The sequence below is a fragment of the Acinetobacter courvalinii genome (genome assembly GCF_014635545.1).
GTDB lineage: Bacteria > Pseudomonadota > Gammaproteobacteria > Pseudomonadales > Moraxellaceae > Acinetobacter > Acinetobacter courvalinii.
Genome location: NZ_BMDA01000001.1, coordinates 2037175 through 2060788, shown reverse-complemented (window position 1 = coordinate 2060788; position 23614 = coordinate 2037175). Strand labels below are relative to the sequence as shown.

At 43.7% G+C, this 23614-nt stretch carries 20 protein-coding genes and 1 other RNA gene; 14 read left to right on the top strand and 7 right to left on the bottom strand.

Going from position 1 to position 23614, the window contains the following annotated elements; translation table 11 throughout:
* Positions 1–5: 5 nt before the first annotated feature.
* A complete protein-coding gene (locus tag IEV39_RS09415; RefSeq protein ID WP_032883139.1) occupies positions 6–1256 on the bottom strand; it encodes an exonuclease SbcCD subunit D in 1251 nt (416 codons plus the stop codon).
* Between the two features lie 163 nt (positions 1257–1419).
* Here IEV39_RS09415 and IEV39_RS09410 point away from each other — a divergent pair, with 163 nt between their 5' ends.
* Positions 1420–2202 (top strand): crotonase/enoyl-CoA hydratase family protein, encoded by a 783-nt coding sequence (locus IEV39_RS09410; RefSeq protein ID WP_005284022.1) that lies wholly within the window; start codon positions 1420–1422, stop codon positions 2200–2202.
* 29 nt (positions 2203–2231) lie between these two features.
* Here the strand turns inward: IEV39_RS09410 and IEV39_RS09405 are convergent, their stop codons facing one another.
* Complete coding sequence (locus IEV39_RS09405; RefSeq protein WP_005284026.1) at positions 2232–2609, bottom strand: VOC family protein; 378 nt, start codon at positions 2607–2609, stop codon at positions 2232–2234.
* 161 nt (positions 2610–2770) lie between these two features.
* On the opposite strand from IEV39_RS09405, the gene IEV39_RS09400 reads away from it, so the two are divergent.
* From IEV39_RS09400 to IEV39_RS09390, 3 genes are all read left to right on the top strand, one after another.
* Positions 2771–3220, top strand: coding sequence for a GNAT family N-acetyltransferase (locus IEV39_RS09400; RefSeq protein ID WP_005284031.1), 450 nt, complete (start codon positions 2771–2773; stop codon positions 3218–3220).
* A gap of 289 nt (positions 3221–3509) precedes the next feature.
* A complete protein-coding gene (locus IEV39_RS09395) occupies positions 3510–3956 on the top strand; it encodes an ABZJ_00895 family protein (RefSeq protein WP_005284034.1) in 447 nt (148 codons plus the stop codon).
* Between the two features lie 85 nt (positions 3957–4041).
* Entirely contained in the window at positions 4042–4947 is a 906-nt protein-coding gene (locus IEV39_RS09390) for a TIGR01777 family oxidoreductase (protein WP_005284037.1), read from the top strand.
* Here IEV39_RS09390 and thiO read toward each other — a convergent pair.
* Both thiO and hemB read right to left on the bottom strand, forming a co-directional pair.
* Positions 4933–6054 (bottom strand): glycine oxidase ThiO, encoded by a 1122-nt coding sequence (gene thiO, locus IEV39_RS09385; protein WP_005284039.1) that lies wholly within the window; start codon positions 6052–6054, stop codon positions 4933–4935. The genes IEV39_RS09390 and thiO overlap by 15 nt on opposite strands.
* 59 nt (positions 6055–6113) lie before the next feature.
* Positions 6114–7127, bottom strand: a complete 1014-nt coding sequence (hemB, locus tag IEV39_RS09380) for a porphobilinogen synthase (RefSeq protein ID WP_005284042.1) — start codon at positions 7125–7127, stop codon at positions 6114–6116.
* A 169-nt stretch (positions 7128–7296) separates the two neighbouring features.
* On the opposite strand from hemB, the gene IEV39_RS09375 reads away from it, so the two are divergent.
* The 5 genes from IEV39_RS09375 to IEV39_RS09355 all read left to right on the top strand — a co-directional run bounded on the left by IEV39_RS09375 (position 7297) and on the right by IEV39_RS09355 (position 12483).
* Complete coding sequence (locus IEV39_RS09375; protein WP_005229102.1) at positions 7297–7794, top strand: thioesterase family protein; 498 nt, start codon at positions 7297–7299, stop codon at positions 7792–7794.
* Positions 7795–8058: 264 nt separating this feature from the next.
* A complete protein-coding gene (gene antA, locus IEV39_RS09370) occupies positions 8059–9474 on the top strand; it encodes an anthranilate 1,2-dioxygenase large subunit (protein WP_005284045.1) in 1416 nt (471 codons plus the stop codon).
* Between the two features lie 3 nt (positions 9475–9477).
* A complete protein-coding gene (antB, locus tag IEV39_RS09365) occupies positions 9478–9969 on the top strand; it encodes an anthranilate 1,2-dioxygenase small subunit (protein ID WP_005284050.1) in 492 nt (163 codons plus the stop codon).
* A gap of 6 nt (positions 9970–9975) precedes the next feature.
* A complete protein-coding gene (antC, locus tag IEV39_RS09360; RefSeq protein WP_126687393.1) occupies positions 9976–11013 on the top strand; it encodes an anthranilate 1,2-dioxygenase electron transfer component AntC in 1038 nt (345 codons plus the stop codon).
* 135 nt (positions 11014–11148) lie between these two features.
* Complete coding sequence (locus tag IEV39_RS09355) at positions 11149–12483, top strand: MFS transporter (protein ID WP_005284055.1); 1335 nt, start codon at positions 11149–11151, stop codon at positions 12481–12483.
* A 47-nt stretch (positions 12484–12530) separates the two neighbouring features.
* On the opposite strand, the gene IEV39_RS09350 is transcribed toward IEV39_RS09355, so the two are convergent.
* The gene (locus tag IEV39_RS09350) at positions 12531–13517 is read right to left on the bottom strand and encodes an AraC family transcriptional regulator (protein ID WP_032883140.1); all 987 of its coding nucleotides are present in this window, start codon (positions 13515–13517) and stop codon (positions 12531–12533) included.
* 472 nt (positions 13518–13989) lie between these two features.
* Here IEV39_RS09350 and IEV39_RS09345 point away from each other — a divergent pair, with 472 nt between their 5' ends.
* The 5 genes from IEV39_RS09345 (at position 13990) to IEV39_RS09325 (ending at position 20954) form a co-directional block, all read left to right on the top strand.
* Positions 13990–15138, top strand: a complete 1149-nt coding sequence (locus IEV39_RS09345; protein WP_005284060.1) for an HlyD family secretion protein — start codon at positions 13990–13992, stop codon at positions 15136–15138.
* A 6-nt stretch (positions 15139–15144) separates the two neighbouring features.
* Positions 15145–16671 carry a DHA2 family efflux MFS transporter permease subunit gene (locus IEV39_RS09340; protein WP_005284062.1) on the top strand — a complete coding sequence of 509 codons (1527 nt, stop codon included), beginning with the start codon at positions 15145–15147 and terminating at the stop codon, positions 16669–16671.
* Between the two features lie 306 nt (positions 16672–16977).
* Complete coding sequence (gene ggt, locus IEV39_RS09335) at positions 16978–18972, top strand: gamma-glutamyltransferase (RefSeq protein ID WP_005284066.1); 1995 nt, start codon at positions 16978–16980, stop codon at positions 18970–18972.
* Positions 18973–19130: 158 nt separating this feature from the next.
* Positions 19131–19490, top strand: a transfer-messenger RNA (tmRNA) gene (gene ssrA, locus IEV39_RS09330).
* Positions 19491–20030: 540 nt separating this feature from the next.
* On the top strand, positions 20031–20954 hold the full coding sequence (locus IEV39_RS09325) for a LysR substrate-binding domain-containing protein (RefSeq protein ID WP_005284069.1): 924 nt from the start codon (positions 20031–20033) through the stop codon (positions 20952–20954).
* Between the two features lie 52 nt (positions 20955–21006).
* Here the strand turns inward: IEV39_RS09325 and IEV39_RS09320 are convergent, their stop codons facing one another.
* Both IEV39_RS09320 and IEV39_RS09315 read right to left on the bottom strand, forming a co-directional pair.
* Positions 21007–22125, bottom strand: coding sequence for an NADH:flavin oxidoreductase/NADH oxidase (locus tag IEV39_RS09320; protein ID WP_005284072.1), 1119 nt, complete (start codon positions 22123–22125; stop codon positions 21007–21009).
* 77 nt (positions 22126–22202) lie between these two features.
* Positions 22203–23501 carry a M24 family metallopeptidase gene (locus IEV39_RS09315; protein ID WP_005284074.1) on the bottom strand — a complete coding sequence of 433 codons (1299 nt, stop codon included), beginning with the start codon at positions 23499–23501 and terminating at the stop codon, positions 22203–22205.
* Between the last annotated feature and the right edge of the window lie 113 nt (positions 23502–23614).

Sequence of the window (23614 nt, the reverse complement as noted above, 5' to 3'; positions counted from 1 at the left end):
AATCCTTAAGAACTTTGATCATCTTCAAGTTTTTTCTGTGCTTCATTCACCAGACTTAAGAAATCTTTGGTGACGTCATCATCGGCGTGATAACCCTTTTTCTCCCAGATCTGCTGGAATAATTTTTCTGGTGTCGGTGGTTCCAGGCTGATGCTCTGCTTGGTTTCAGCATTATTTTCATTGGATAAATATTGTCTGGAAATACGTACCAGACGATAGCGATCCTTCGGCAAGGCATCTTCAAATTGTTGGCGCAAATTCGGCTGTGGGGGAATCGCGGTATGATATTCGATATCGACATATTCACGATGCTCAATATTTTCGATGGGGCCACTCGGTAGGTTTTTAAGCTGCTGCATGACCGCTGTGAGTTCATCTTTAATTTTATGCAGTTGAATACTTCGCGGAATTGCCAATGCTTCAAAATTTAGCTTATTTTCTGGTTGGGTCGAATCAATGGTGACTTCAACAATCTGATGCTTATAGTTGATTTCACTAAATGACAGTGGAATTGGAGAGCCGCTATAACGGATATGTGGATGTTGTACCTTTTGTGGTTTATGTAAATGACCCAGCGCAACATAATCGATGCTGTCATCAAACAGGCTGGTCGAAAGTGCTTCTTCATTGCCAATGATAATGGGGCGTTCAGAATCAGAAGTTTCCCCGCCTTGCATATGTGCATGCGACATCAGAATCAGCGCTTGATCCTCGGTTTTACGACGTTTGGCTTCTTCGATTAATTGTTGGTGTAGATAAGCAATAGCATTCTGGCTATTGGTGGTATATTCATTAAACCCCGTGATTTCGGCAGAACGCAAGAAGGGCAAGGCAATACACCACGCGACAATCTGTTTTTGCTCATCATAAATCGGCAGAATTAAACGTTCCAGATCCAGCGTTTTATCTTCCTTCCAGCGAATCACGCCAACCGTTTTGGCATTATATTTGGCCAATAAGGGTTCAACCTGTTCAATTCGGTAGCCTGAATCGTGATTGCCTGCAATCATGAGGGTTTGCATATGCGGTGCAAGTTCATGCGCATCGGCAAGGAACTGGTAGAGCTGCTTTTGTGCCTGAGAACTCGGATTGATGACATCAAAAATATCACCCGCAATCAGCAAGGCATGCGGCTGTTTCTGTTTGATTTGCTCAAGTAACCATGCCAGAAATTGTTCATGTTCATAATGGCGGGAATGATTATAAAAGAATTGCCCCAAATGCCAGTCAGAAGTATGAAAAAAACGCACAGTCATAAATGAATCTAAAAAAAGAATTGAACCAGAATAAGGTAGCACGTATTTAAGTGGAAAGGAGAATCTTGCTGAGCAGAAAAGTAGTACATGATCGCGCTTGATCATTTTTAAACGTTGCTCTAGTTTGAAGATAAAGTCATGCAACAAAAAATGAGGCATAAAGATGAGCTTAGGTAAAGTAAGCCGTGAAGTGACGGATCAGATTATGTTGATTGGGCTGGACCGTGTGGAAAAACGGAATGCCTTTGATAGTCATATGATTCAGGATTTGTCACTGGCGTTAACCGAATATGAGCATGATCCTGAACTTCGGTGTGCGGTAATTTTTGCGCATGGCGACCATTTTACAGCGGGCCTGGATCTGGTTGAGTTACAACCGAAGATATCTGAAGGCATCTTTAATTTTGCTGAACAACAAATTAACCCGTGGGGAACAGCGGGCCGGCATCGCAGTAAACCCGTGGTGGTGGCAGTACAGGGAATTTGTTATACCGCAGGAGTTGAGTTGATGCTAAATGCCGATGTGGTCATTGCCAGCGAGAATACCGTCTTTGGTCAGCTTGAAGTGCTACGTGGCATCATGCCATTTGGAGGTGCAACGGTGCGCTTTGTGCAGGCTGCGGGATGGCAAAAAGCCATGCCCTATTTATTAACCGGCAAAACTTTTGATGCGAAAACGGCGGATCAACTCAATCTGATTTCTGAGATTGTGGAAAATGGTCAACAGTTGCAGCGAGCCATTGAAATTGCCAAAGAGATTTGCCTCTCCGCACCACTTGCGGTACAGGCTTTATTAGCTTCTGCAACCGATGCGCTAACTCAAGGGCAGACGGCGGCCTTTGAAAAGATGAACAGTTATCTGATGCCATTGTTTGAATCGCAGGATGCACAAGAGGGCGTCCATGCCATGTTAGAAAAACGTCCGCCGCAGTTTAAGGGAAAATAATCATTTTGACTTCACTTGAGCCTGATCAGTTATTGCGCATTTTCATCGATTTCACAAATACCAAAGGTATTGTGGTCAGGATCAAGAAAATAGCCCTGCCAGCAACGATTCGGGATTGCGAATTTATCCATTGCCACAATGCCGCCGAGGCTAAGAATTTTAGCTGCTGTTTCATCAAAGTTTTCGACTTCTATGGTGCAGGTAAAGGCATTGGTCCCGCATCCTGTGGGTGGAATCGCCACTGGGCGTTGTAGTAAGCCGCCGTGAATTCCCTCTGTTTCAATGCGATAATATTCAATCGGCAGGCCTTCCACTTTTTCAAAATGCCAGCCAAATGCAGACTGGTAAAAATGGACGTCGCGTTGAGGATTGGATGACTGAATTTCAAAATAGGCAACAGTATTCATGATTCTATTCCTTGGTCTTTATTGTGCTTGATTCATTCTAGACAGAACTGGCATGAGCGTGCTAAAGCTTTATGTAAATGAGTAAAGTTGTCCTTTCTGATTTGATTACTCAAATAAATTTTATGAGTTTAACTAAAATAGCGGAGATTGATTAAACCTTGATGAAGATAATGAAGTTAGCCGATCATCCTAAGCTTTTGGATCAGGCTGCCAATTGGTTTTCGCAGAAATGGGAGATTCCTGTTGAAGCATACCGTGACAGCATGCAGACCTCGATTGAACAGTCACAAGCCATTCCACAATGGTATGTGATTCTGGATGACAGGCGGCACATTATTGCGGGTGCAGGGGTGATTGATAATGACTTCCATGACCGCAAAGACCTGACACCAAATTTATGTGCCTTATTTGTTGAAGAGACTTATCGAAAGCAGAATATTGCCAGACAACTATTAGATTTTGCTCGGACAGAGATGAAAAACGCTGGATTTAAAAAGTTGTATCTAGTGACAGATTTAAATGATTTCTATGAAAAATGTGGCTGGACATTTTTAACGAAGGTCACCGAAGATGATGGTGAGTTGATCAATATGTATGTTGCCGATACCTGAACAAACTCAAATCGCAGGCAAATAAAAACCGACGATTCGAGTGATGATAAATCGTCGGTCAAAATCTTTTTCAATGGTTATGGCTGCTAACACAACCATTGTTAAAGATGGAGAGTCATAATGAAAGGTCACCGAAAACATTGCGGATGCCGTGCAATGTCCAATCGGTTGCTGCGACCTTGTACCCTATATAACGCTGCTGGTTAAGGATTGGTTGACATAAAAATGAAAAAAAAGTGAAAAAAATTTATAATTATTTCTTAAAGCCAGTCTAATTAGGTTTATCTTTATGATTTCATTGCGTTTGTATTATCTCTGGTTTTTTATTATTTGTTTGGCCTCGACGTTAATTGCCGGTGTGCTGGCCGCGATTCTACCGAATAGCTTAGGTGGGGTACTCACTGCAATTCCTTATCTGATCGCGATTATCTTTGTTTTGTTTAAATTTCTCAAGCAACAGCGCCGTGCACCCAATGCGCAAGAGAAAAAGCGCTTAAGCATTGGCTTTAGTCTGATCTTTTGGGGGTACAATGCATGTGGTCTGTTACTCGGGCTATATATTTTTGCGCGTAAAGATCCTGAAATTTGGCAGAACTTCCTGCTTTATTTAAAACAGCCACAATTTTTACTTGCTGTATTGGGTATGTGGTTGGTGATTGCCTTACCTTTATTTCTCATTACTTATTGGTTTTATGGACCGCAGGCACAGAGAATGGCCACAAAGATGTTTCACTAATTAAAGAAAGTTTACTTGTCATTCACTTTTATTCTGCTAAGACTTAGGCATTGATCTGATCAATATCATGCAGGATGAGGATGTAATGCAGAAACAGACAGTTTTAATTACAGGCGCTAGCGGTTTTATCGGTTCGTATTTGCTGCCTTTCTTGTTAGAGCGGAACTATCAGATCATTGCACTGACCCGCCAGCCCAATCGGGTATCGTCGCATTCAGCACTGCGTTGGGTAACTGATCTTGATCAAATTGAAACACAACACATTGATTATGTGATTAATCTGGCGGGCGAAAATATTGGTGCAAAACGCTGGACGGAACAACGTAAGCAGCAGCTGATACACAGCCGTGTGGCAATGACTGAGCAGTTGTATCAATGGCTGGAACAACGGCAAATTTTTCCGACATGCATTATTTCCGGTTCTGCGATTGGTTATTACGGGATTGATCCTCAACAGCAATGGAAGCTTGTTTGTGATGAAAATACGCCACCACAGACGATTTTTATGTCTGAGTTGTGCCAGAAATGGGAACAAACGGCTTTAAAATTTATCCAGCAAAAGACCAAGATTATTCGTTTAGGCGTGGTTTTCGGGCAAGGCGGAATTTTGCCGCAGATGCTGTTGCCGATCCGGTTAAATGCTATTGCCAAAATTGCTTCAGGACAACAACCGGTGGTGTGGATTCATATTCAGGATGTACTGAATGCCATCCTTTTTCTGCTGCATTCGGATCATCGTCAAAAGGTGTATAACCTGGTTGCACCTGATCGGGTCAATCAACAACAGTTTGCTCAAGTGGCTGCCCACATTTTAAAGCGCAAACCTTTTATGAACCTGCCCAAATGTGTGTTTACCTTGCTGTTGGGCGAGCAATCACAACTGATCCTTAATGGACAGTATGTGGTTCCCAAGGCTTTGCTGGATCACGGCTTCCAGTTTCAATATCCGGATTTGAATGGAGCTTTGACCGAAATTCTAGCAAGACATTAAATTCTGTTGTTTTAAGCGCAAGGGTGAATAGGCTTGAGGATCAACAATTGTCTCTTGACCCAACAGCAGTTGGCGTAACAGTCGTGCTGAGCCAGAACCCATGCATAAGCCGTTACGGAAATGTCCAAAATTAGCCCAAAGGTTTTCCAGTTCAGGCATGGCACCAATATAGGGAATCCCTTGTGGTGAGCTTGGACGCAATCCAGCCCAACGTTTTACAATGGGGAATTGCGCTAACTCAGGAACCATCTCTAAGCAGGCAGCAAGAATGTCCTGTTGGGTCTGTTCATCTACCGCAGTGCTAAAGCCTGTATCTGCCATGCTTGAACCACATACAATGTGTCCATCTTGACGGGGAATCAGGTACATCACCCGATTCATGCACATGGTCGGTAACCAGTTTTCAGGGGTTTTAAATAACAGCATCTGTCCTTGGACTGGTTGCACAGGAACATGGCATTGCAGTTGTTCGGCCCATTGCTGGCTCCATGCACCAGAACTGATGACCACATGATCTGCCATAAATTTTCGGCCATCTTCGGTTTCAATTCCGAGCACTTTCTTATTCTGAATCATTAATTTTTCAACAGGACAATGTTCAAAAAAACGCACCAATGCATGTTGCTTTAAGTAGCAAATTAATGATTGTAATAAACGTGGATTGCGAACATTGGAGAGTTGCGGGAAGTAGATAGCTTGCTGGAATTGTTGGGAAATATGGGGGTTAATCTGTTCGAGTCTGGAGCGATTGAGCAACTCGCATTGCTGCATCGGTTCATGGTATCGGGTGGCATAATTCAAGCCAGTTTCGAAATCTTCCTGATCAAAGATCAGCATGCCGGTATCGTGGATTTGAAAATCAATGCCAGTGACGGGGAGTAACTTTTCATTCCAGGTCTGGTACAGCGATTTTCCGTATTGCGCCAGTTGATTGACTTCAGGCGCATAACGCCATGGATACATGGGGGAGAGAATACCACCACCTGCCCATGAGGCAGCTTGACCTGCTTGTTGTTGATCAAAAATATCGACAGAGCAGCCTTGTTCAGCGAGTTCTAATGCTGACATTAAGCCACTAATACCCGCACCAATGATGGCAATATGCATGATAAAGTTAAACCAGTTTAAAAATTCCCCTCTTTATCAAAGAGGGGTTAGGGGAGATTTTATTTCATCTCTTTTAATTTACGGGCTGCATCTTCTGCAAAATAGGTCCAGATCCCATCAGCACCGGCACGACGGCAGCACATTAAGGATTCCAGAATTACGCTGTCAGATAACCAGCCGTTCTGAATCGCACCCGCAAGCATGGCATATTCACCACTGACCTGATAGAGGAAAGTTGGCACGCCAAAAGTATCTTTGACTTCACGCACCACATCCAGATAAGGCATGCCCGGTTTAACAATGACCATATCTGCACCTTCTTGCAGATCCAGTGCGATTTCATGTAAGGCTTCGGCACGGTTGCCAATATCCATTTGATAATTGTATTTATTGCCACCTTTCAGGTTGCTGGCAGAGCCGACCGCATCACGGAAAGGGCCGTAGAAGCTGGATGCATATTTCGCTGAGTAGGCCATAATGTTGGTATAGATAAAATCGTTTTGCTCGAGTGCTTGGCGAATCGCACCGATACGGCCGTCCATCATGTCACTTGGTGCAATCACATCAGCCCCAGCTGCAGCATGACTGAGTGCCTGTTTCACCAGACATTCAACCGTTTCATCATTTAACACATAACCTGTGTCATCAATAATGCCGTCTTGACCGTGTGTGGTATAAGGGTCAAGCGCACCGTCGGTAATCAGCACCATTTCTGGTAATTCTTTTTTGAGTAGACGACAGGTGGTTTGAACTAAACCATTTTCGTCCCAAGCGGCTTCCGCTGTTAAACTTTTATCTTGTTGTGGTGTCACAGGGAATAAAGCAAGTTTCGAGACACCGAGTTCAAGCAGGGTTTCCGCTTTCTTTAGCAGTAAATCAGCCGATAGACGTTGCACATTCGGCATGCTTGGAATGTCTTGAGTTTGTTGTTGTCCCGGTAATACAAACACTGGATAAATCAAGTGATCTGCCGTTAAATGCGTTTCGCTGACCATGGCACGAAGTTGGTCATTTTTACGGATACGGCGCATGCGAGTCGCAGGAAAAGCGGGACGATTGAACGTATAAGTCATAACAATCTCGATGTTCAGTATTACACTAGGGGAATAATTGAGGTATGAAGTCACGCGAGGGAGAGCTGGGTGACGTCGCTCAATTACGAACCCCGCTATTGTAGCCCCATATTTTTAGATTTGTGCAAAATAATGGAAAGTTATTCTTTCCATTGAGTGTAGGCCGCGTATGAATGATGTAAAGAAAAACTGGACTGGCAATATTCAGTTAGGTGCAAAGGCAGATCACCAAGTGGTCTTGAAACAGCTATGTAAGGCATTTAATGCCTGTCCATTTTTTAAATACAGTGGCATGGTCATGCGCGTGGTCGATGATCAGATTGAAGCCTATGTGGAGATGCAGCCAGAACTGGTCGGGAATCTGGCATTCCAGATTTTACATGGTGGTGTGGCGGCTACGATTCTGGACAGTATCGGTGGTGTAGCAGCGATGGAGCAACTTTATCGCCGTGCCGCACCCGAAGATTTGCCTGATACCATCAAGAAAGTATCCCGTCTGGCCACGGTGGATATGCGGGTCGATTATCTGGCGCCAGGTCGTGGTAAATATTTTATTGCCCGTGCCGAAACCTTACGTCTAGGTCGTAAAGGCTGCACCATGCGCATGACCATGGTCAATGATGAGGACAAGCCGATTGCCACTGCGATCGCATCTTATGCCTATTAATCGGTTACTGCTTAAATTAGAACAATGTGAAGGCCTCTTATGCCACGCTTGAGAGGCTGATTTCATTTTAGAAGCATTTTATTCTCCATTCCGATTGTTTTATAGCAGGCCTAAGGCCTGCTTTTTTTGTGCCTGAATATTCGCATCGCGAGCTGGGTCAAAATGATTCACAAACTGGATAAAGATCTGGAAAAAGTGGATAGAGTCCAACCATAAATCAGGCTTCAATCAATAAAAGATTTTTATGGATTGGAGGAGATAAAAATGACGACACGTAATATTGCCGAATGGCAGGACTTTGTGAGTGGTTGTCTGGACTTTCGCCCGAAAGATGGAGTATTCCGTATTGCGCGCGAGATGTTCACTGAAGCTGAACTGTTCGATTTGGAAATGGAATTTATTTTTGAAAAAGTCTGGATTTACGCCTGCCATGAAAGTGAAATTGCCAATAATCATGATTTTCTAACCGTTCAAATAGGGCGCCAACCGTTAATCATTAGCCGTGATGGTCAAGGCCAACTGCATGCCATGATCAATGCCTGTGAGCATCGCGGTGCGACCTTAACCCGTGTGGCCAAAGGCAATCAATCCACTTTTACTTGTCCCTTCCATGCGTGGTGCTACAAGTCCGATGGCCGTCTGGTCAAAGTCAAAGCGCCTGCCGAATATTGTGAAGATTTTGATAAGTCCAGCCGTGGACTCAAGCAGGGGCGAATTGCCAGTTATCGCGGTTTTGTCTTTGTCAGTCTGGATACACAGGCTACGGATAGTCTCGAAGACTTCTTGGGGGATGCCAAAGTCTTTCTGGACTTAATGGTAGAGCAGTCACCGACTGGTGAGTTGGAAGTCCTGCAAGGCAAGTCGGCCTATACCTTTGCAGGAAACTGGAAGCTGCAAAATGAAAATGGACTGGATGGCTATCACGTCAGTACCGTGCACTATAACTATGTCTCCACCGTACAGCATCGCCAACAGGTTAATGCAGCCAAAGGTGATGATCTGGATACCTTGGATTACAGCAAATTAGGCGCAGGTGATAACCAGACTGATGATGGCTGGTTCAGTTTTAAAAACGGTCATAGCGTTTTATTCAGCGACATGCCCAATCCAGCGGTGCGTCCTGGCTATGATACGGTGATGCCGTATCTGCTGGAAAAATATGGTGCCAAGCGTGCGGAATGGGCTATGCATCGTCTCAGAAACCTGAATCTTTATCCAAGTTTATTCTTTATGGATCAGATCAGTTCACAGCTGCGCATTGTGCGTCCAGTGGCATGGAATAAAACTGAAGTGATCAGCCAATGTCTGGCGGTAAAAGGCGAGTCAACCGAAGCGCGTCGTAACCGTATTCGTCAGTTTGAAGACTTTTTTAATGTTTCGGGCTTAGGTACGCCAGATGATCTGGTGGAGTTCCGTGAACAGCAAAAAGGATTTCAGGCGCGTCTGGAACGCTGGAGTGATATCTCTCGTGGTCATCATAACTGGTGTTATGACATGACCCAAAATGCACAAGACTTGGGAATCAAACCCCTGATTACAGGCCGTGAACTGACGCATGAAGGCCTATATGTCAATCAGCATGGTCATTGGCAACGTTTAATGCTGGATGGCTTAAATCGCAAGGCTTTAAAAATGCAGGATATTACCTATCAACTTGATACAGCAACGGAAGAGGTATAAGTCATGACTGCTGAATTACATTTTGCCGTTTCACAATTCCTTTATCAGAAGTCTGAATTATGCGACCGCTATGACTGGGATGCCTATCTGGAACTGTATGATGAAGATAGTGAGTATCACATTCCGCAATGGATTGATGATCATCGTTATGTCGAAGATCCAAATCAGGGCTTGTCTTATATCTATTATGCAGACCGTTCGGGGCTGGAAGATCGCGTATTTCGTATCCGTACGGGTAAGGCGGCCTCAGCGACACCTTTACCCCGTACCCAGCACAGCATTCAAAATGTACAGGTTAAAAGCCTGCCAGATGGCTTGGTTGAAGCCAAAGTCGGTTGGAGCACCTTATATAACCGTCAGGGGCTGGAAGGTTGCTTCTATGGACATGCCACTTATCTGTTAAGACCAACCGCTGAAGGATTCCGTATCCGTCGTCAGCACACGATTTTGCTGAATGACAAAATTGATTCGGTCTTGGATTTTTATCATGTTTAAGGGAGCATCATGATGGGACATTCAGTTGCGCTTAATTTTGCCGATGGAAAAACCTTTTTTATTTCAGTTCAAGAGAATGAGTTGTTGCTGAATGCAGCCATTCGTCAGGGCATCAATTTACCCTTGGATTGCCGTGAAGGCGTGTGCGGAACCTGTCAGGGACAATGTGAAACAGGCATTTATGAGCAGGAATATGTGGATGAAGATGCGTTAAGTGAACGTGACTTAGCAGAGCGCAAAATGCTGGCCTGTCAAACAAGGGTCAAATCCAATGCTGCATTCTATTTCGATCACAATTCTGAAATCTGCAACGCTGGCGAAACACAGAAAATTGCGACGAAAGTGACTCAGGTTGAACTGGTGTCCGAGACAACCGCGATTTTGCATGTTGATGCCAGTGCATCTGCCAAGCAACTCGAGTTTTTACCCGGCCAATATGCGCGTTTGCAGATTCCCGAGACGGATGACTGGCGTTCTTATTCTTTTGCCAATCGTCCGAATCAGACCAATCAATTGCAGTTTTTAATCCGCTTATTACCCGATGGCGTGATGAGCAATTATTTACGTGAACGTTGCCAAGTGGGTCAAACCATTTTGATGGAAGCACCTTTGGGTAGTTTCTATTTACGTGAGGTTGAGCGACCGCTGGTATTTATTGCGGGTGGAACAGGGCTGTCGGCATTTTTAGGCATGCTGGACAATATTGCGGAACAGGCAAATGCACCCGCAATCCAGCTGTATTACGGCGTCAATCAGGCAACCGACTTATGCGAGCAATCCCGTTTGCAAGGCTATGCGGAACGTTTACCAAATTTCAATTATCAACCTATTGTCACGCAAGCTTCAGAGGCTTGGGCAGGCAAAACAGGTTATATCCATGAGCATCTGGATCGGGAGCAACTGGCAGAACAGCCCTTTGATATGTACCTATGCGGCCCGCCACCGATGATCGAGGCTGTTAAAGGCTGGCTGGATGGACAAGCCTTAGACAACTATCGCCTCTATAGCGAAAAGTTTTTACAAAGCAATACGGCTGGTCATTGATCGGCTGCGTTGCCAGACGATGAATACAAAACAGGGGGAGAGGAAATCCCCCTGTTAAAGATAAATAAGCCGTTTGAAAAATTAAAAATCTCAACGTGAGCATACGTTGAAACATCGACTTTTAAGGGAATAAAAATGAAGACAATTGATGTGAATCATGTGATCAATCGGGATCGGCTATCGCCCTTGCAATGGCTGGTGTTTGCCTTGGGCTTTCTGGTGTTTTTCTGTGATGGTTTGGATACCGGAATTATCGGTTTTATTGCGCCTGCCTTGCTGGATGACTGGGGTATCAGTAAACCTGAATTGGCGCCAGTGCTGAGTGCGGCACTGGTGGGGATGTCGATTGGTGCAATTATTTCTGGGCCTTTGGCGGATAAATTTGGACGTAAAGGCGTGATTGTATCCACGACTTTATTGTTTTCTATATTTACCATTCTGTGTGGATTTGCTTCATCTACCCAAGACCTGATGCTTTACCGTTTTATTACCGGTGTGGGGTTAGGCGCGGCCATGCCGAATATTAGTACCATTGTTTCAGAATATATGCCTGCAAAACGCAAAGCTTTTTTAACAGGGCTTGCCGGTTGTGGATTTATGTTGGGTATTTCTTGTGGCGGGGTGTTGTCAGCCTATTTACTGGAAAATCTGGGCTGGGCCAAGGTGGTGATTCTGGGTGGGATTATTCCTTTATTTCTAGTGGTCGCTTTAATCTTGAAATTACCAGAATCTGTACCGTATCTGATTAAAAAAGATCAGCAAAATAAAGCCCAAAGCATTTTGGAAAAAGTTCAGGGTCATGCTTTTGCTGATACGGTCAAAATCGAATTAGCCCAAGTTGATGTCAATCATAGCGATAGCCCGGTCAGAACCGTACTAACGAAATATCTCTGGGGAACGGTGATGTTGTGGCTATGCTGTTTTATGAGTCTGTTGGTATTCTATTTGCTGACCAGCTGGATGCCGACGATTCTAAAAACAGCGGGCTTTAGTACCCAGCAATTTAGCCTGATTGCTTCCATTTTTCCTTTTGGGGGTGTAATTGGTGCGGTGATCATGGGCTGGTATATGGATAAGCTCAATCCAACTCAGGTGATTAAATATGCCTACCTGACAGCATTTGTGCTATTCATTGTTGCAGGCTTTGTCAGCTCCAGTATCGTGTTACTTAGCATCAGTATTTTCCTGATCGGGGCATTGCTGACAGGAGCACAATCATCACTACTGCCTTTGGCTGCTTTATTTTATCCATCGCAATGTCGTGCAGTCGGCGTGTCGTGGATGCATGGGATTGGACGAGTTGGAGCAATTTTCGGGGCATTTTTCGGTTCGTATATCTTTACCTATGACATTAGCCTCGGTGGTATTTTTTACCTTTTGGCCTTACCGACCTTTATTGCTTTTGTCGCGCTGAGCTTGAAAGCGATGCATCAAAATAATAAAGCCAATCCTGTGTTAAGCACCAGTTAATGGCAAGAAAGCCCAGTACGTTGACTGGGCTTTTTATTTAACAATGCTTACTCATGTTTATTTCGGGTTTCACTCGGTTTTTCGCCAAATTCATCTTTATATTCTTGAGCGAAGCGGCTGAGATGATTAAAGCCCCAGTCATAAGCGAGTTTGGAAATGGAAATTTTTTGATGCTTGGCGGCATTACTTAATATTTTATAAATTTGTTGTAGGCGATATTTACGTAGATAGGCCATCGGACTCAGACCATAATGCTGCTGAAACTCTGCATAAAGCTTGGATTTAGAGACACCTGCCAGGCGCTGTAAACTCTCGACATCGAAGGATTCACGTGCATGTTGCACAATAAAATTCTTCACTTTACGGATATAGGCGGGTTCCATCTGATTGCTGCGTTCATGCAGGGCTGCCGAATAATTATTTTCCTGAGACAGGAGCAGGGCTTTAATCACAAAATTTTCATAGTCTTCAGAAAACATCGGTAAGCCAGCAAAATCCGCATAATGTGATTTCAGTTGTAGAAAATTTTCAATATTATGCCACCAGGCTTGCATTAATCCGGTCATGCCGAGCGAGATTTCAGGGTTAAACACCAAGGCCTGCTCAAGCGGTTTATTCAGTAGTTCTGCAAGGACCTGATGCAGACTCTGTTCAGGAATCACCACCTGAAATTTTTGACAATCCTGATGAATGACCAAGTCCTGTAAATCCTGATTGGAAACAATGAGCCCTGTATGGGCATCGGATTGGTATTTGGCGCCACCAATACTCAGTGTCTGCTTGCCATGAAAGGGCAGACTGATGCTATAGGCTTTCAGATGGGAAATATTGATCGCGACATTGGCACCATAACTGATGGTCCCGATCGCCATTTTTTTATGCGGGAACCGCATACCCTCATAATGAAAGTCGAGTGTCTCCCGACACAACGTATCCAGACGGTGTTCGCCACAGATCATCGACATTACATTTTGTGCAAAATCGGCTTGATGCGAATGATGGATAAGATCCATATTTTGGCTGAGTGATGTCATCGTCCTTTCACCTAGCGAAGTGCTTATTGTTTTAGCAGCAAGAAAAATGCCATTTTGTTCCATAAATGACGCCATTTACGCTCATTGCCAGCAATCGGGAATTGAGCAGAAACTCTGATCCAGCTTGGTTTATTAGAACAAATTTGGCTCAATACTCAAGCCCGTAGGGAATATATCTTTATGCTTTATAGGTATGTTAAATGCTGTGATCTACCAGATTGCATGGTTCGCTTCATCAATCAGTAAGCAAACTTAAAGTTTTTAATCGTCATTAAAATATCAATTTATAAGAATTGAACGCATCAGTTATTTTTTTTAATCTCGTCATATGATTTTTTGCCGTTAAAATGCAAAATAATTTTTGCGCTTATGTTGCACTTTGGTTTTTAACATTCAGTTAAGTTTTCAAAATTAAACTGATCGGCTGATTAAACCAAAAGTTAAAAATCTCTTTAATTTTCAGGAATAACTTATGACTGACGCTCAAGCCAATACACAGGATGCTGCTTCAGATTCGGCATCAGATGATGCAATGAAAGCAAAACGTAAAAAATTTCTTGGATTTTTCGCGCTCATTCTCATTCTTGCTGCAATTCTGTATGGCATCTGGGCGTTATTCTTTAATCATTCTGTCAGTACCGATAATGCGTATGTGGGCGCTGAAACTGCACAGATTACCTCAATGGTGAGTGGGCAAGTTTCTGAAGTCTTGGTGAAAGATACCCAACAGGTGAAAAAAGGCGATGTGCTGGTGCGCATAGACGAGCGGGATGCCAAGATTCAACTGGCACAGGCGCAGGCAGAACTGGCCAAAGCACAGCGCCAATATAAGCAGACTCAGGCAAATAGTAGCTCTTTAAATTCTCAGGTCGTGGTGCGTAATGATGAGATCAGCAGCGCACAGGCGCAAGTGACCAAAGCACAGGCGGATTATGATCGTGCGGCATTGGAGCTCAAGCGCCGTAATGAGCTGGCTGCAACAGGTGCGATTTCTAAAGAAGAATTAAGCAAGGCGCAAAGCGCAGTTTCAACGGCTAAAGCCAGTCTGGATCTGGCTCAGGCCGGTTTGGCGCAGGCTACCTCTAGCCGTAAAGCAGCTGAAAGTACTTTCGCTGCCAATGAGGCCTTGATTCAGGGGGTAAATGAAGCCTCAACACCTGATGTACTGGTGGCCAAAGCCCATGTGGAGCAGGCTGCGCTGGATCTGGAACGTACTGTGATCCGTGCACCTGTGGATGGGGTAATCGCACGTCGCAATATTCAGATTGGGCAACGTGTCGCACCCGGCACCGTGATGATGTCTGTGGTGCCTTTATCGGCACTCTATGTCGATGCCAACTTTAAAGAAAGCCAGCTGGCGAAAGTGAGACAAGGCCAGAAGGTCACACTACGTTCCGATCTGTATGGCGATGATGTGGTCTATCACGGGACGGTGCAAGGTTTCTCGGGTGGAACCGGCGCTGCATTTGCCTTGATTCCAGCGCAAAATGCGACAGGGAACTGGATTAAAGTGGTACAGCGTTTACCGGTACGTATTACTCTTGATCCAAAAGAGCTTGCACAACATCCATTGCGCGTCGGGTTGTCGATGCAAGCGGATATTGATCTCGCAACGAAGTAATTAGCCATGAAAACGCAAACTCCTTTTGCAGAACTCAGTGGCGGGCGCTTACTACTCGCAGCTTTTGTGATCGCCCTTTCAAATTTTATGGTGGTTCTGGATACCACCATTGCCAACGTATCTGTCCCGCATATTACCGGCAACCTTGCGGTTTCCAGTTCCCAAGGGACCTGGGTAATTACCTCTTATGCGGTTGCCGAAGCGATTTGCGTGCCCTTAACTGGCTGGCTTGCAGGACGCTTTGGCACAGTCCGTGTGTTTATATTCGGGCTGATTGGTTTCACCATCTTTTCATTCCTGTGTGGCTTAGCCACCTCGCTGGAAATGCTGGTGTTTTTCCGTATTGGACAAGGTCTCTGCGGTGGCCCGTTAATGCCGCTCAGTCAAACCCTGCTCATGCGAATTTTCCCTCCCGAAAAACATGCACAGGCGATGGGTCTTTGGGCCATGACCACGGTGATTGGACCCATACTCGGGCCGATTCTCGGGGGCTTGATCAGTGATAATCTGTCTTGGCACTGGATTTTCTTTATCAATATTCCGGTTGGTATTGTCTGTGCCTTCGCCGCCGTGCGCTTATTATCTGTAGCTGAAACCAAAACCGAAAAATTGCGGATTGATGCGATTGGTTTGGGGTTGTTGGTGCTGTGGATTGGTGCACTGCAATTAATGCTGGACCTCGGACATGAGCGCGACTGGTTTAACAATACCAGTATCATTATTCTGGCGTTGGTGGCCGTTGTTGGTTTTATCGTGTTTATGATTTGGGAGCTGACCGAAAAGCACCCTGTGGTCAATCTGTATGTGTTCCGGCATCGGGGTTTTGCGGTTTCGGTACTGGCACTGGCCTTTGGTTTCGGTTCCTTCTTTGGCAGTATTGTATTGATTCCACAGTGGTTGCAGATCAATCTCGGCTATACCGCCACATGGGCGGGTTATCTCACTGCCACGATGGGCTTTGGCAGTCTGACCATGTCACCGATTGTGGCGAAGCTGTCGACCAAATATGATCCACGGGCATTGGCAAGCTTTGGGCTGGCCTTGCTCGGCGTGGTTACTCTGATGCGGGCATTCTGGGTCACTGATGCTGACTTTATGGCCTTGGCGTGGCCTCAAATCCTACAAGGTTTTGCCGTGCCATTCTTCTTTATTCCGTTGTCGAATATTGCAATGGGCTCGGTATTGCCCCAAGAAATGGCATCTGCCGCAGGCTTGATGAACTTCCTTCGAACCATGGCTGGTGCGATTGGCGCGTCAATTGCAGTCACCATTTGGGATGATCATGCCAAAGTGGCACGTAGTGAAATGGTCAATAATCTGCATCCGCAAGAAGTGCAAAACAGTTTACTGCAGAATGGATTTTCTCCCGATGCAACGCTGGGCGTGATTGCCAATCTGGTGGATAAAGAAGCCATTACCATGTCAGCCAATCATGTGTTTATGCTACTGGCGATTGTATTTGTCTTTGCCAGTGCCCTGATCTGGATGAGTCCAAAGCCGAAAGGCAATAGCGGTGGCATGCCGACCCACTAGAAACTCTGAGCCAAACAGGCATCTCTCAGGAGGTGCTTTTTTATGTATAAAAATAGTGTCTTAAGTCAGAATTGATAGATTTTGCCTGTTTTTATTCAGGCAAGGCATGCCAGAATTCAGCTGCAAATGATGAAAAGACATAATCAAAACAGGGAGGAGCATTGCTGGCAGAGGAACGTCAGCGCCAAATCATTCAATATTATTAAAATTTTATTTTGAGCAAAGATTAAAAGTTTTATCCCTGAGAACAAAGTTGCCCGCATGAAAATTGCATGGATTGGCATACACATATAGTGGAGTTATCACGTGAATCATCGATATTCATTTTGGTTGAGCAGCGTATTGGCTGCTGGTTTATTACAGGGATGTGGAAATGATTCCTCATCAGATCAATCAGGCACAGATCCAAATACAGGCCATCCTTCAACCCCTAACCTAATCATTGATCAGGACCCAAGTAGCTGTAGCAAACGGGCAGAAGATGGCTCAAGTGTGGTGGTCGGTTCGGATCAGAATGGTGATCCCGCAGCGCCTGAAGGCGCCTCAGGCTATCGGTTAAACAATACGGTGAAATATGCCGATAAATATATGGTGGTGGCGAACACGCCATTGGCCGTAAAGGCGGGCTGTGACGTCTTGAAAGCGGGCGGCAGTGCGGTGGATGCGGCGGTTGCAGTACAGGCGGTATTGGGCTTGGTAGAACCGCAATCCAGCACCATTGCGGGCAGTGGTTTCATGATGTACTACGATGCTGAAAGCAAAACGGTCACTGCCTATGACGGACGGGAAACCGCACCTGCTGCTGCCAATGAATATTATCTGGTTCGACAGGATCTGCATGATCCGGCATCACCCGCACCGGTACCGAGTGCCCGTCGCAGTGGGCGTTCGATTGGTGTCCCTGGGGTCATGCGCTTGCTGGAACAGGCACAACAAGAGCATGGCAAACTGAAATGGGATCGGCTTTTTGATCAGGCCATTGATCTTGCCGATCATGGCTTCCGTATTCCTGGGCGTCTAGCCGATGCAATTGCCAGCAATGCAGACCATCTGGCACTGGATGCCAATGCAGTCGCAACCTACTTTTATCCAGATGGTACGCCACGTAAAGTGGGTGAAACCATGACCAATAAAGCTTATGCCAAAACGCTGGAAGTACTTGCAAGCCAAGGGGCAAAGGCCATGTACAGCGGGCCGATGGCGAAAAATATTGTGGCTAAAGCAGGGCAAACTGTCGGGGATGATGCAGCTCGGACACCTATCACTCCAAGTTTGATGACCTTACAGGACTTATCTAATTATCAAGTTAAAAAACGGACGCCAATCTGTACCACTTACCGAGACAGTTACTATGTATGTACCATGCCACCGCCATCATCCGGTGGGATTGCAGTTGCACAAACGCTAGGCATTTTAGAAAATTTCGAGATGAGTAAATATCCGCCTAAAAACCCAGAGAATGAGGGCGGAATTGCGGATGTCATGGGCGTGCATCTGGTCACAGAAGCTGAGCGACTGGCCTACGCAGACCGCGATAAATATGTGGCAGACACTGATTTTGTAGCTTTACCAGCCAAAGGTATCGCCAGTTTGATTGATAAAAACTACCTGAAACAACGTGCCGGATTGATCAATCCAGATCAAAGCATGGGCGTAGCCCCAGCAGGTCAATTCAACTCAAATGCAGGGATAGATAAGACCGTTGAACATGGCACCACTCAATTCACCATTGTCGATGCTTATGGCAATGTGGTGTCGATGACCTCCACTGTTGAATCGAGTATGGGTTCATTCCATATGGTGGATGGTTTCCTGTTATCCAACCAGTTAACCGATTTTAGTGCCAATCCGGTCGATCAGACGGGTGCATTATTGGCGAATCGGGTGGAAGGTGGTAAGCGTCCACGCAGCACCATGGCACCAACGCTGGTGTTTAAAGGAACAGCACCTGGTGATTTTTATATGGCAACCGGTTCACCGGGTGGCGGCACCATTATTCAATATGTGGTAAAAACGCTGGTGGGTGCATTGGACTGGAACCTGAATGCCCAACAAGCCACGTCTTTAATGAATTTTGGTGCGACCAACAGCCCAAATACCAATGTTGACAGTTCAAATAGCCAGTTATCCTTACTTGAACTGATTGATGCTTTGAAAGCAAAAGGACATGGTATTTCCAATACGGCACAAACCAGCGGTATTGCGACAATAATGAAAGTGGATATTGATAACCAAAGCAAATATGCAGGTGGTGTCGATCCACGCCGTGAGGGTATTGTATTAGGCAATGGTGCTCTATAGGTCAAATTCAAAAAAGCTGTCTTTGTGGCAGCTTTTTGATTTGTAGCTTGAAAAATGTCATGCAGTCGCCATATACAGCAATAAGCGTATATTTTGCTGATTGGTTAGAAATTAAGATTTAAATTCTAACGATCTATGTTATGATTGCGCTGTACTCTGGGGATGTTTCTGGCTTCGACGCTGGTGATGAAACTCATAGATGCATGCCGAGAGCGCATTTTCTCTCGTAAATAAAATTTGCATTTTAATAGTCGCAAACGACGAATCATACGCTCTAGCTGCCTAAGGGCAGCTTGTCCGCTTCACTGAATACTTGTGGTCAGTGAACCCGACTGAAGCGCACGCACACAAGTCCGTATAGTGTTGAGCCTCGGGACACTATACCAAATCTAGAGGATCGCGCTGAGTACCCTGTTCGTCGGGTCGCTTAGCGTTAAAACAATAGACGATATCTAAGCATGTAGTATTCTCGAGCGTAATGCTGGCGGACGCGGGTTCAACTCCCGCCATCTCCACCAAAATTCTCTATATAAACCAGCCACTTTTTTAAGTGGCTTTTTTATCGGACAGGCATTTGATAGGTTGATTAATTTAGCTAGTTGTGAAGAGAGATGCTTTTGCTCCCTATTTTTCAATTGAATTTTTTTTGACAAAAATAAATAATAATTCAATCAGATATACAGGAAAATCAAAGTACAACAATAGTATGTTTCATCTAATGACTGTGCATGACTGAACAGAATAGATCAAAAGAGTTTTAACCGTAGGTGGCGGAATATGTTGCATGGCAGGATTATGGCAATCTGTACTTAAATCTTAGTGGATTAATAAAAAACAAATATAATTTTCTATTTGATATGAGAAAAAATCATAGGTTAAATACTTTTTCTCACTTTTTATTAATTTATATTTATGACACTTTATTAACAATAAATAGCTTAATCGTAAATTGGGCTAGATGTACATGCGCTGAGGAAACATTTTAAAAAATTAAATAATTCTAGGACATATGTAGTTTTTACTACGTTGAAGATGTAACGGACAAACTAGGAGTGTCCATGAAGATTAGGCCATTACCACCAATGAACAGCTTAATTGTATTTGAGGCAGCTGCACGCCACCTCAGTTTTACAAAAGCTGCAGATGAATTAAATGTTACTCAAGGAGCAATTAGTCGCCAAATCAGACACCTTGAAGAATATTTAGGTAAAGAGTTATTTATTCGTGCAAATCGTAATATTGCACTCACACCTACGGGTCTACAGTATTATCAGACGATTTATAGTGCGTTGCTGGAAGTCTCTCAAGCTACAGCTGAGATAAAAAAATGGCAAGGTGAACATCAGGTTACGGTCGTCACAACCAATGCCATGGCTGCACTCTGGCTTTTACCTAAAGTAGCTACTTTTCAGCAGAATGAGGGGGTTGATTTAAGAATTTTAACCACTGAAAATATTCTTGATTTGCATAAAATGGATTGTGATTTAGCATTATTTTATAGCAAGGCACCTCCCGCAAATATGAAGGTAACTCCATTATTTCCTGAAGAAGTATTTCCTGTGTGTAGTCCGCATTACTTGGCACAATTTCAAGGAGAGATTACGCCTGACAAGATTTTTGGCAAAAGCCTACTTTCTTTGGATGAATCACAAAAAGATTGGATTAACTGGGCAGAATGGTTTGCTTTAGTAGGTTATCCAATGTTTAAACCCAAAAATAGAGTGAATATAAATAATTATCCTTTATTAATTCAAGCCGCTATAAATGGTCAAGGGATAGCTCTAGCGTGGGGATCTTTAGTGGACGATTACTTGAAGAGCGGAGCTTTAGTTCGCCCTGTAGAAACTGTACTTCGCACTCAGGCAAATTTTTGTATGTTAGAGCCGACAGACAGAGGTGTGATTCCTTCAAGTGTAAAACAGTTTCGTAATTGGCTCTTGGAACAGTTACCTGGCCAAGTAGGGCAGAAAGGGTTGAATTAGTTAGAGATTTATTAAGTTTAGAGAATGGATTAAATAGCCATTCTCTAAAAATTTAGTCTATTTTAGTTGGATAAGTTTTAAAAAGATGATTCGAGCCACGAGGTTGAAAGCGAAAGTATTGTGGAGCGATTGCGATAGTTTCATTTAACTCGGCAGCTGCATGCCAAGGCCATCTTGGATCATAAAGAATACCGCGAGCTATACCTATAGCATCGGCTTGCTGAGCTTGTAGAATTCTTTCAGCTTGTTGAGGTTCAGTAATCAATCCAACAGCAATCACTGGAATATTAATTGACTTTTTGATTTCTTGAGCAAATGGAATTTGGTATTCAGGAAATACTTCAATTTTCTGCTCAATATGTAAACCACCTGTGCTTACGTGTATATAAGCTACTCCCAATTTTTCTAGAGCTTTCGATAATTTAATACTCGATTCAAGATCCCAACCTCCTTGCACCCAATCTGTAGCAGAAATTCTTACTCCTATTGGGAAATTATCTGGAATTACTTTTTTTACGGCTTCAAACACTTCTAAAGTAAGCTTCATCCTATTTTCAAAACTTCCACCATATTCATCATTACGGTTATTGGAAAGTGGAGATAGGAATTGGTGCAATAAATAACCATGAGCTACATGAAGCTCAATGAGCTCAAAACCAGCTTCTACTGAACGTTGTGCAGCAACTGCAAAATCGTCAATTAATTCTTTAATTTCACTTATAGATAGCGCAATAGGCAGATTATCTGAATTTTGGAAGGGTATTTCACTTGGACCAAGTGTTTGCCAACCTTTAGATTCATCAGGTTGATATTGTCCTTTCTTGGCTCCCCAAGGCGTATCGCAGGAAGCTTTGCGGCCCGCATGTGCGAGTTGAATTGCAAACGGCGTAGGTGAAATAGTTTTAATCTTTGTTAGAAGAGTTTTTATTTGTTCGCAATGTTTGTCATTCCAAATTCCTAAATCAGCATAACTGATTCGTCCTTCTGGTCTTATGGCTGTAGCTTCAACAATACAAAGGCCAGCACCAGATAAAGCGTAGCTTGCCCATTGTTGTTCGTGCCAAAAGCTTAATTCACCATTTTTAGAAGAATATTGGCACATTGGTGCAATAATAATTCTATTATCCAGTTTTAGACGACCAAATTGGATTGGTTGGAATAAAAGTGACATACATATTTTCCATATTTAAGGGTATAACGAGAGAGAATAGAGGCGTAATCACCTCTATATTTAAAATTTTTAAGATCTTAAGTTGATAGTAATTTTGATTCGAAAGGATAAAGTGTTAAGACTTCAGGACCATTTTCAGTAATTAGGACTTGGTTTTCTAATTTAACGCCTGGCCCACCAGCTTTATGACCTACATAACTTTCAACACATATCACCATGCCAGACTCTAATACGCCATCATAGCCATAGCTTTCCCAAGCTTCTTTAAAATAAATGCCAGGTGCTTCATCACATAAACCAACGCCGTGATATAGGAATGAATAATGGTTATACTCATTTGGATCGTATTGTAGAGCGTTATGGGTGAGTTCTTTATAGGTTGTGCCAACTTTCAATAGTTCAGTATTAAATTGAATTTGGTCATATGCCATTTGATAAATATTTTTTTGTTCGGCAGTAGGGGCTTTGTCTCCGCATAACCAAGTACGTGAAGTGTCTACACAAATGCCATAAGCACCAATCATATCCGTATCAAAGCCAACCAGATCGCCATTTTCGATAATACGACCACTACATTCTTGATACCATGGATTGCAACGTGGGCCAGAGGAAAGTAAACGAGTCTCAATCCACTCACCCCCGCGGGCTATATTTTCAGCGTGTAAATATGACCATAAACGTTGCTCTGAAATGCCAGGTTCTAAATGAGTATGCATGATTTTTATTGCAGCATCTGTCGCATGGACTGCACATCTCATTGCATTGACTTCATCTGCACCTTTAATGGCTCGAGCAAGCTCCATAATCACTTCACCATTTTCAATGTTTAAGCCTAGGTGTTCTAGTTCTTTTATCCCTTCATCATTACATTTATCTATAGCAATTTTTTTATTACCTTTTCCAAGTTCTAACACAACATCGTAGATTTCATTCGCCCACTTTTTTGCTTGTTCATCAATTCGAGTACCAGCACAGAAATAGAACCATGAAATACATGGGCGTATTTGTGTTACAACCTTAGAATGGTCAGCTAAAAAGTCACAGTGATCGAACTCCCACAGCACGACCTTGCCCTCAGCAGAAACATAGGTATATCTTCCAGCATTATGCAGCAACCAAACTTGCATATTTGTCGTGCCTGTTGCGTAACGGATATTAATAGGGTCATAGAGTAAAATACCTGCTAACCCTTTTTGTTTGAGTAAGGCACAAATTCTATCTAGGCGATATTGGTGCATACGGTCAAGGTTTGGAAGAGTCAGACCTGCTTGTTGCCATTCAGAAGTTGCTAAATCACCTGGGCCAATCTGATGCATATTTAAATGTTCAGGATGACGATTACCTATACGATTTTGATGAGGTCTCATATTTTTCATATTGCTTCCTTGATGAGATTTATCTTCCCAACATTCTTTGTTAGAAATTTTATGGTTTAACTGTTTGTTTTAAATTGAAAATATAAGTTTAGAAGAGCGTTTTAGATTATAAC

Excerpts from the sequence above, each read along its gene's own strand:
- IEV39_RS09415 (WP_032883139.1), bottom strand. The coding sequence starts at position 1,256 with ATGACTGTGCGTTTTTTTCATACTTCTGACTGGCATTTGGGGCAATTC.
- IEV39_RS09410 (WP_005284022.1), top strand. The coding sequence starts at position 1,420 with ATGAGCTTAGGTAAAGTAAGCCGTGAAGTGACGGATCAGATTATGTTG.
- IEV39_RS09405 (WP_005284026.1), bottom strand. The coding sequence starts at position 2,609 with ATGAATACTGTTGCCTATTTTGAAATTCAGTCATCCAATCCTCAACGC.
- IEV39_RS09400 (WP_005284031.1), top strand. The coding sequence starts at position 2,771 with ATGAAGATAATGAAGTTAGCCGATCATCCTAAGCTTTTGGATCAGGCT.
- IEV39_RS09395 (WP_005284034.1), top strand. The coding sequence starts at position 3,510 with ATGATTTCATTGCGTTTGTATTATCTCTGGTTTTTTATTATTTGTTTG.
- IEV39_RS09390 (WP_005284037.1), top strand. The coding sequence starts at position 4,042 with ATGCAGAAACAGACAGTTTTAATTACAGGCGCTAGCGGTTTTATCGGT.
- thiO (WP_005284039.1), bottom strand. The coding sequence starts at position 6,054 with ATGCATATTGCCATCATTGGTGCGGGTATTAGTGGCTTAATGTCAGCA.
- hemB (WP_005284042.1), bottom strand. The coding sequence starts at position 7,127 with ATGACTTATACGTTCAATCGTCCCGCTTTTCCTGCGACTCGCATGCGC.
- IEV39_RS09375 (WP_005229102.1), top strand. The coding sequence starts at position 7,297 with ATGAATGATGTAAAGAAAAACTGGACTGGCAATATTCAGTTAGGTGCA.
- antA (WP_005284045.1), top strand. The coding sequence starts at position 8,059 with ATGACGACACGTAATATTGCCGAATGGCAGGACTTTGTGAGTGGTTGT.
- antB (WP_005284050.1), top strand. The coding sequence starts at position 9,478 with ATGACTGCTGAATTACATTTTGCCGTTTCACAATTCCTTTATCAGAAG.
- IEV39_RS09355 (WP_005284055.1), top strand. The coding sequence starts at position 11,149 with ATGAAGACAATTGATGTGAATCATGTGATCAATCGGGATCGGCTATCG.
- IEV39_RS09350 (WP_032883140.1), bottom strand. The coding sequence starts at position 13,517 with ATGACATCACTCAGCCAAAATATGGATCTTATCCATCATTCGCATCAA.
- IEV39_RS09345 (WP_005284060.1), top strand. The coding sequence starts at position 13,990 with ATGACTGACGCTCAAGCCAATACACAGGATGCTGCTTCAGATTCGGCA.
- IEV39_RS09340 (WP_005284062.1), top strand. The coding sequence starts at position 15,145 with ATGAAAACGCAAACTCCTTTTGCAGAACTCAGTGGCGGGCGCTTACTA.
- IEV39_RS09325 (WP_005284069.1), top strand. The coding sequence starts at position 20,031 with ATGAAGATTAGGCCATTACCACCAATGAACAGCTTAATTGTATTTGAG.
- IEV39_RS09320 (WP_005284072.1), bottom strand. The coding sequence starts at position 22,125 with ATGTCACTTTTATTCCAACCAATCCAATTTGGTCGTCTAAAACTGGAT.
- IEV39_RS09315 (WP_005284074.1), bottom strand. The coding sequence starts at position 23,501 with ATGAAAAATATGAGACCTCATCAAAATCGTATAGGTAATCGTCATCCT.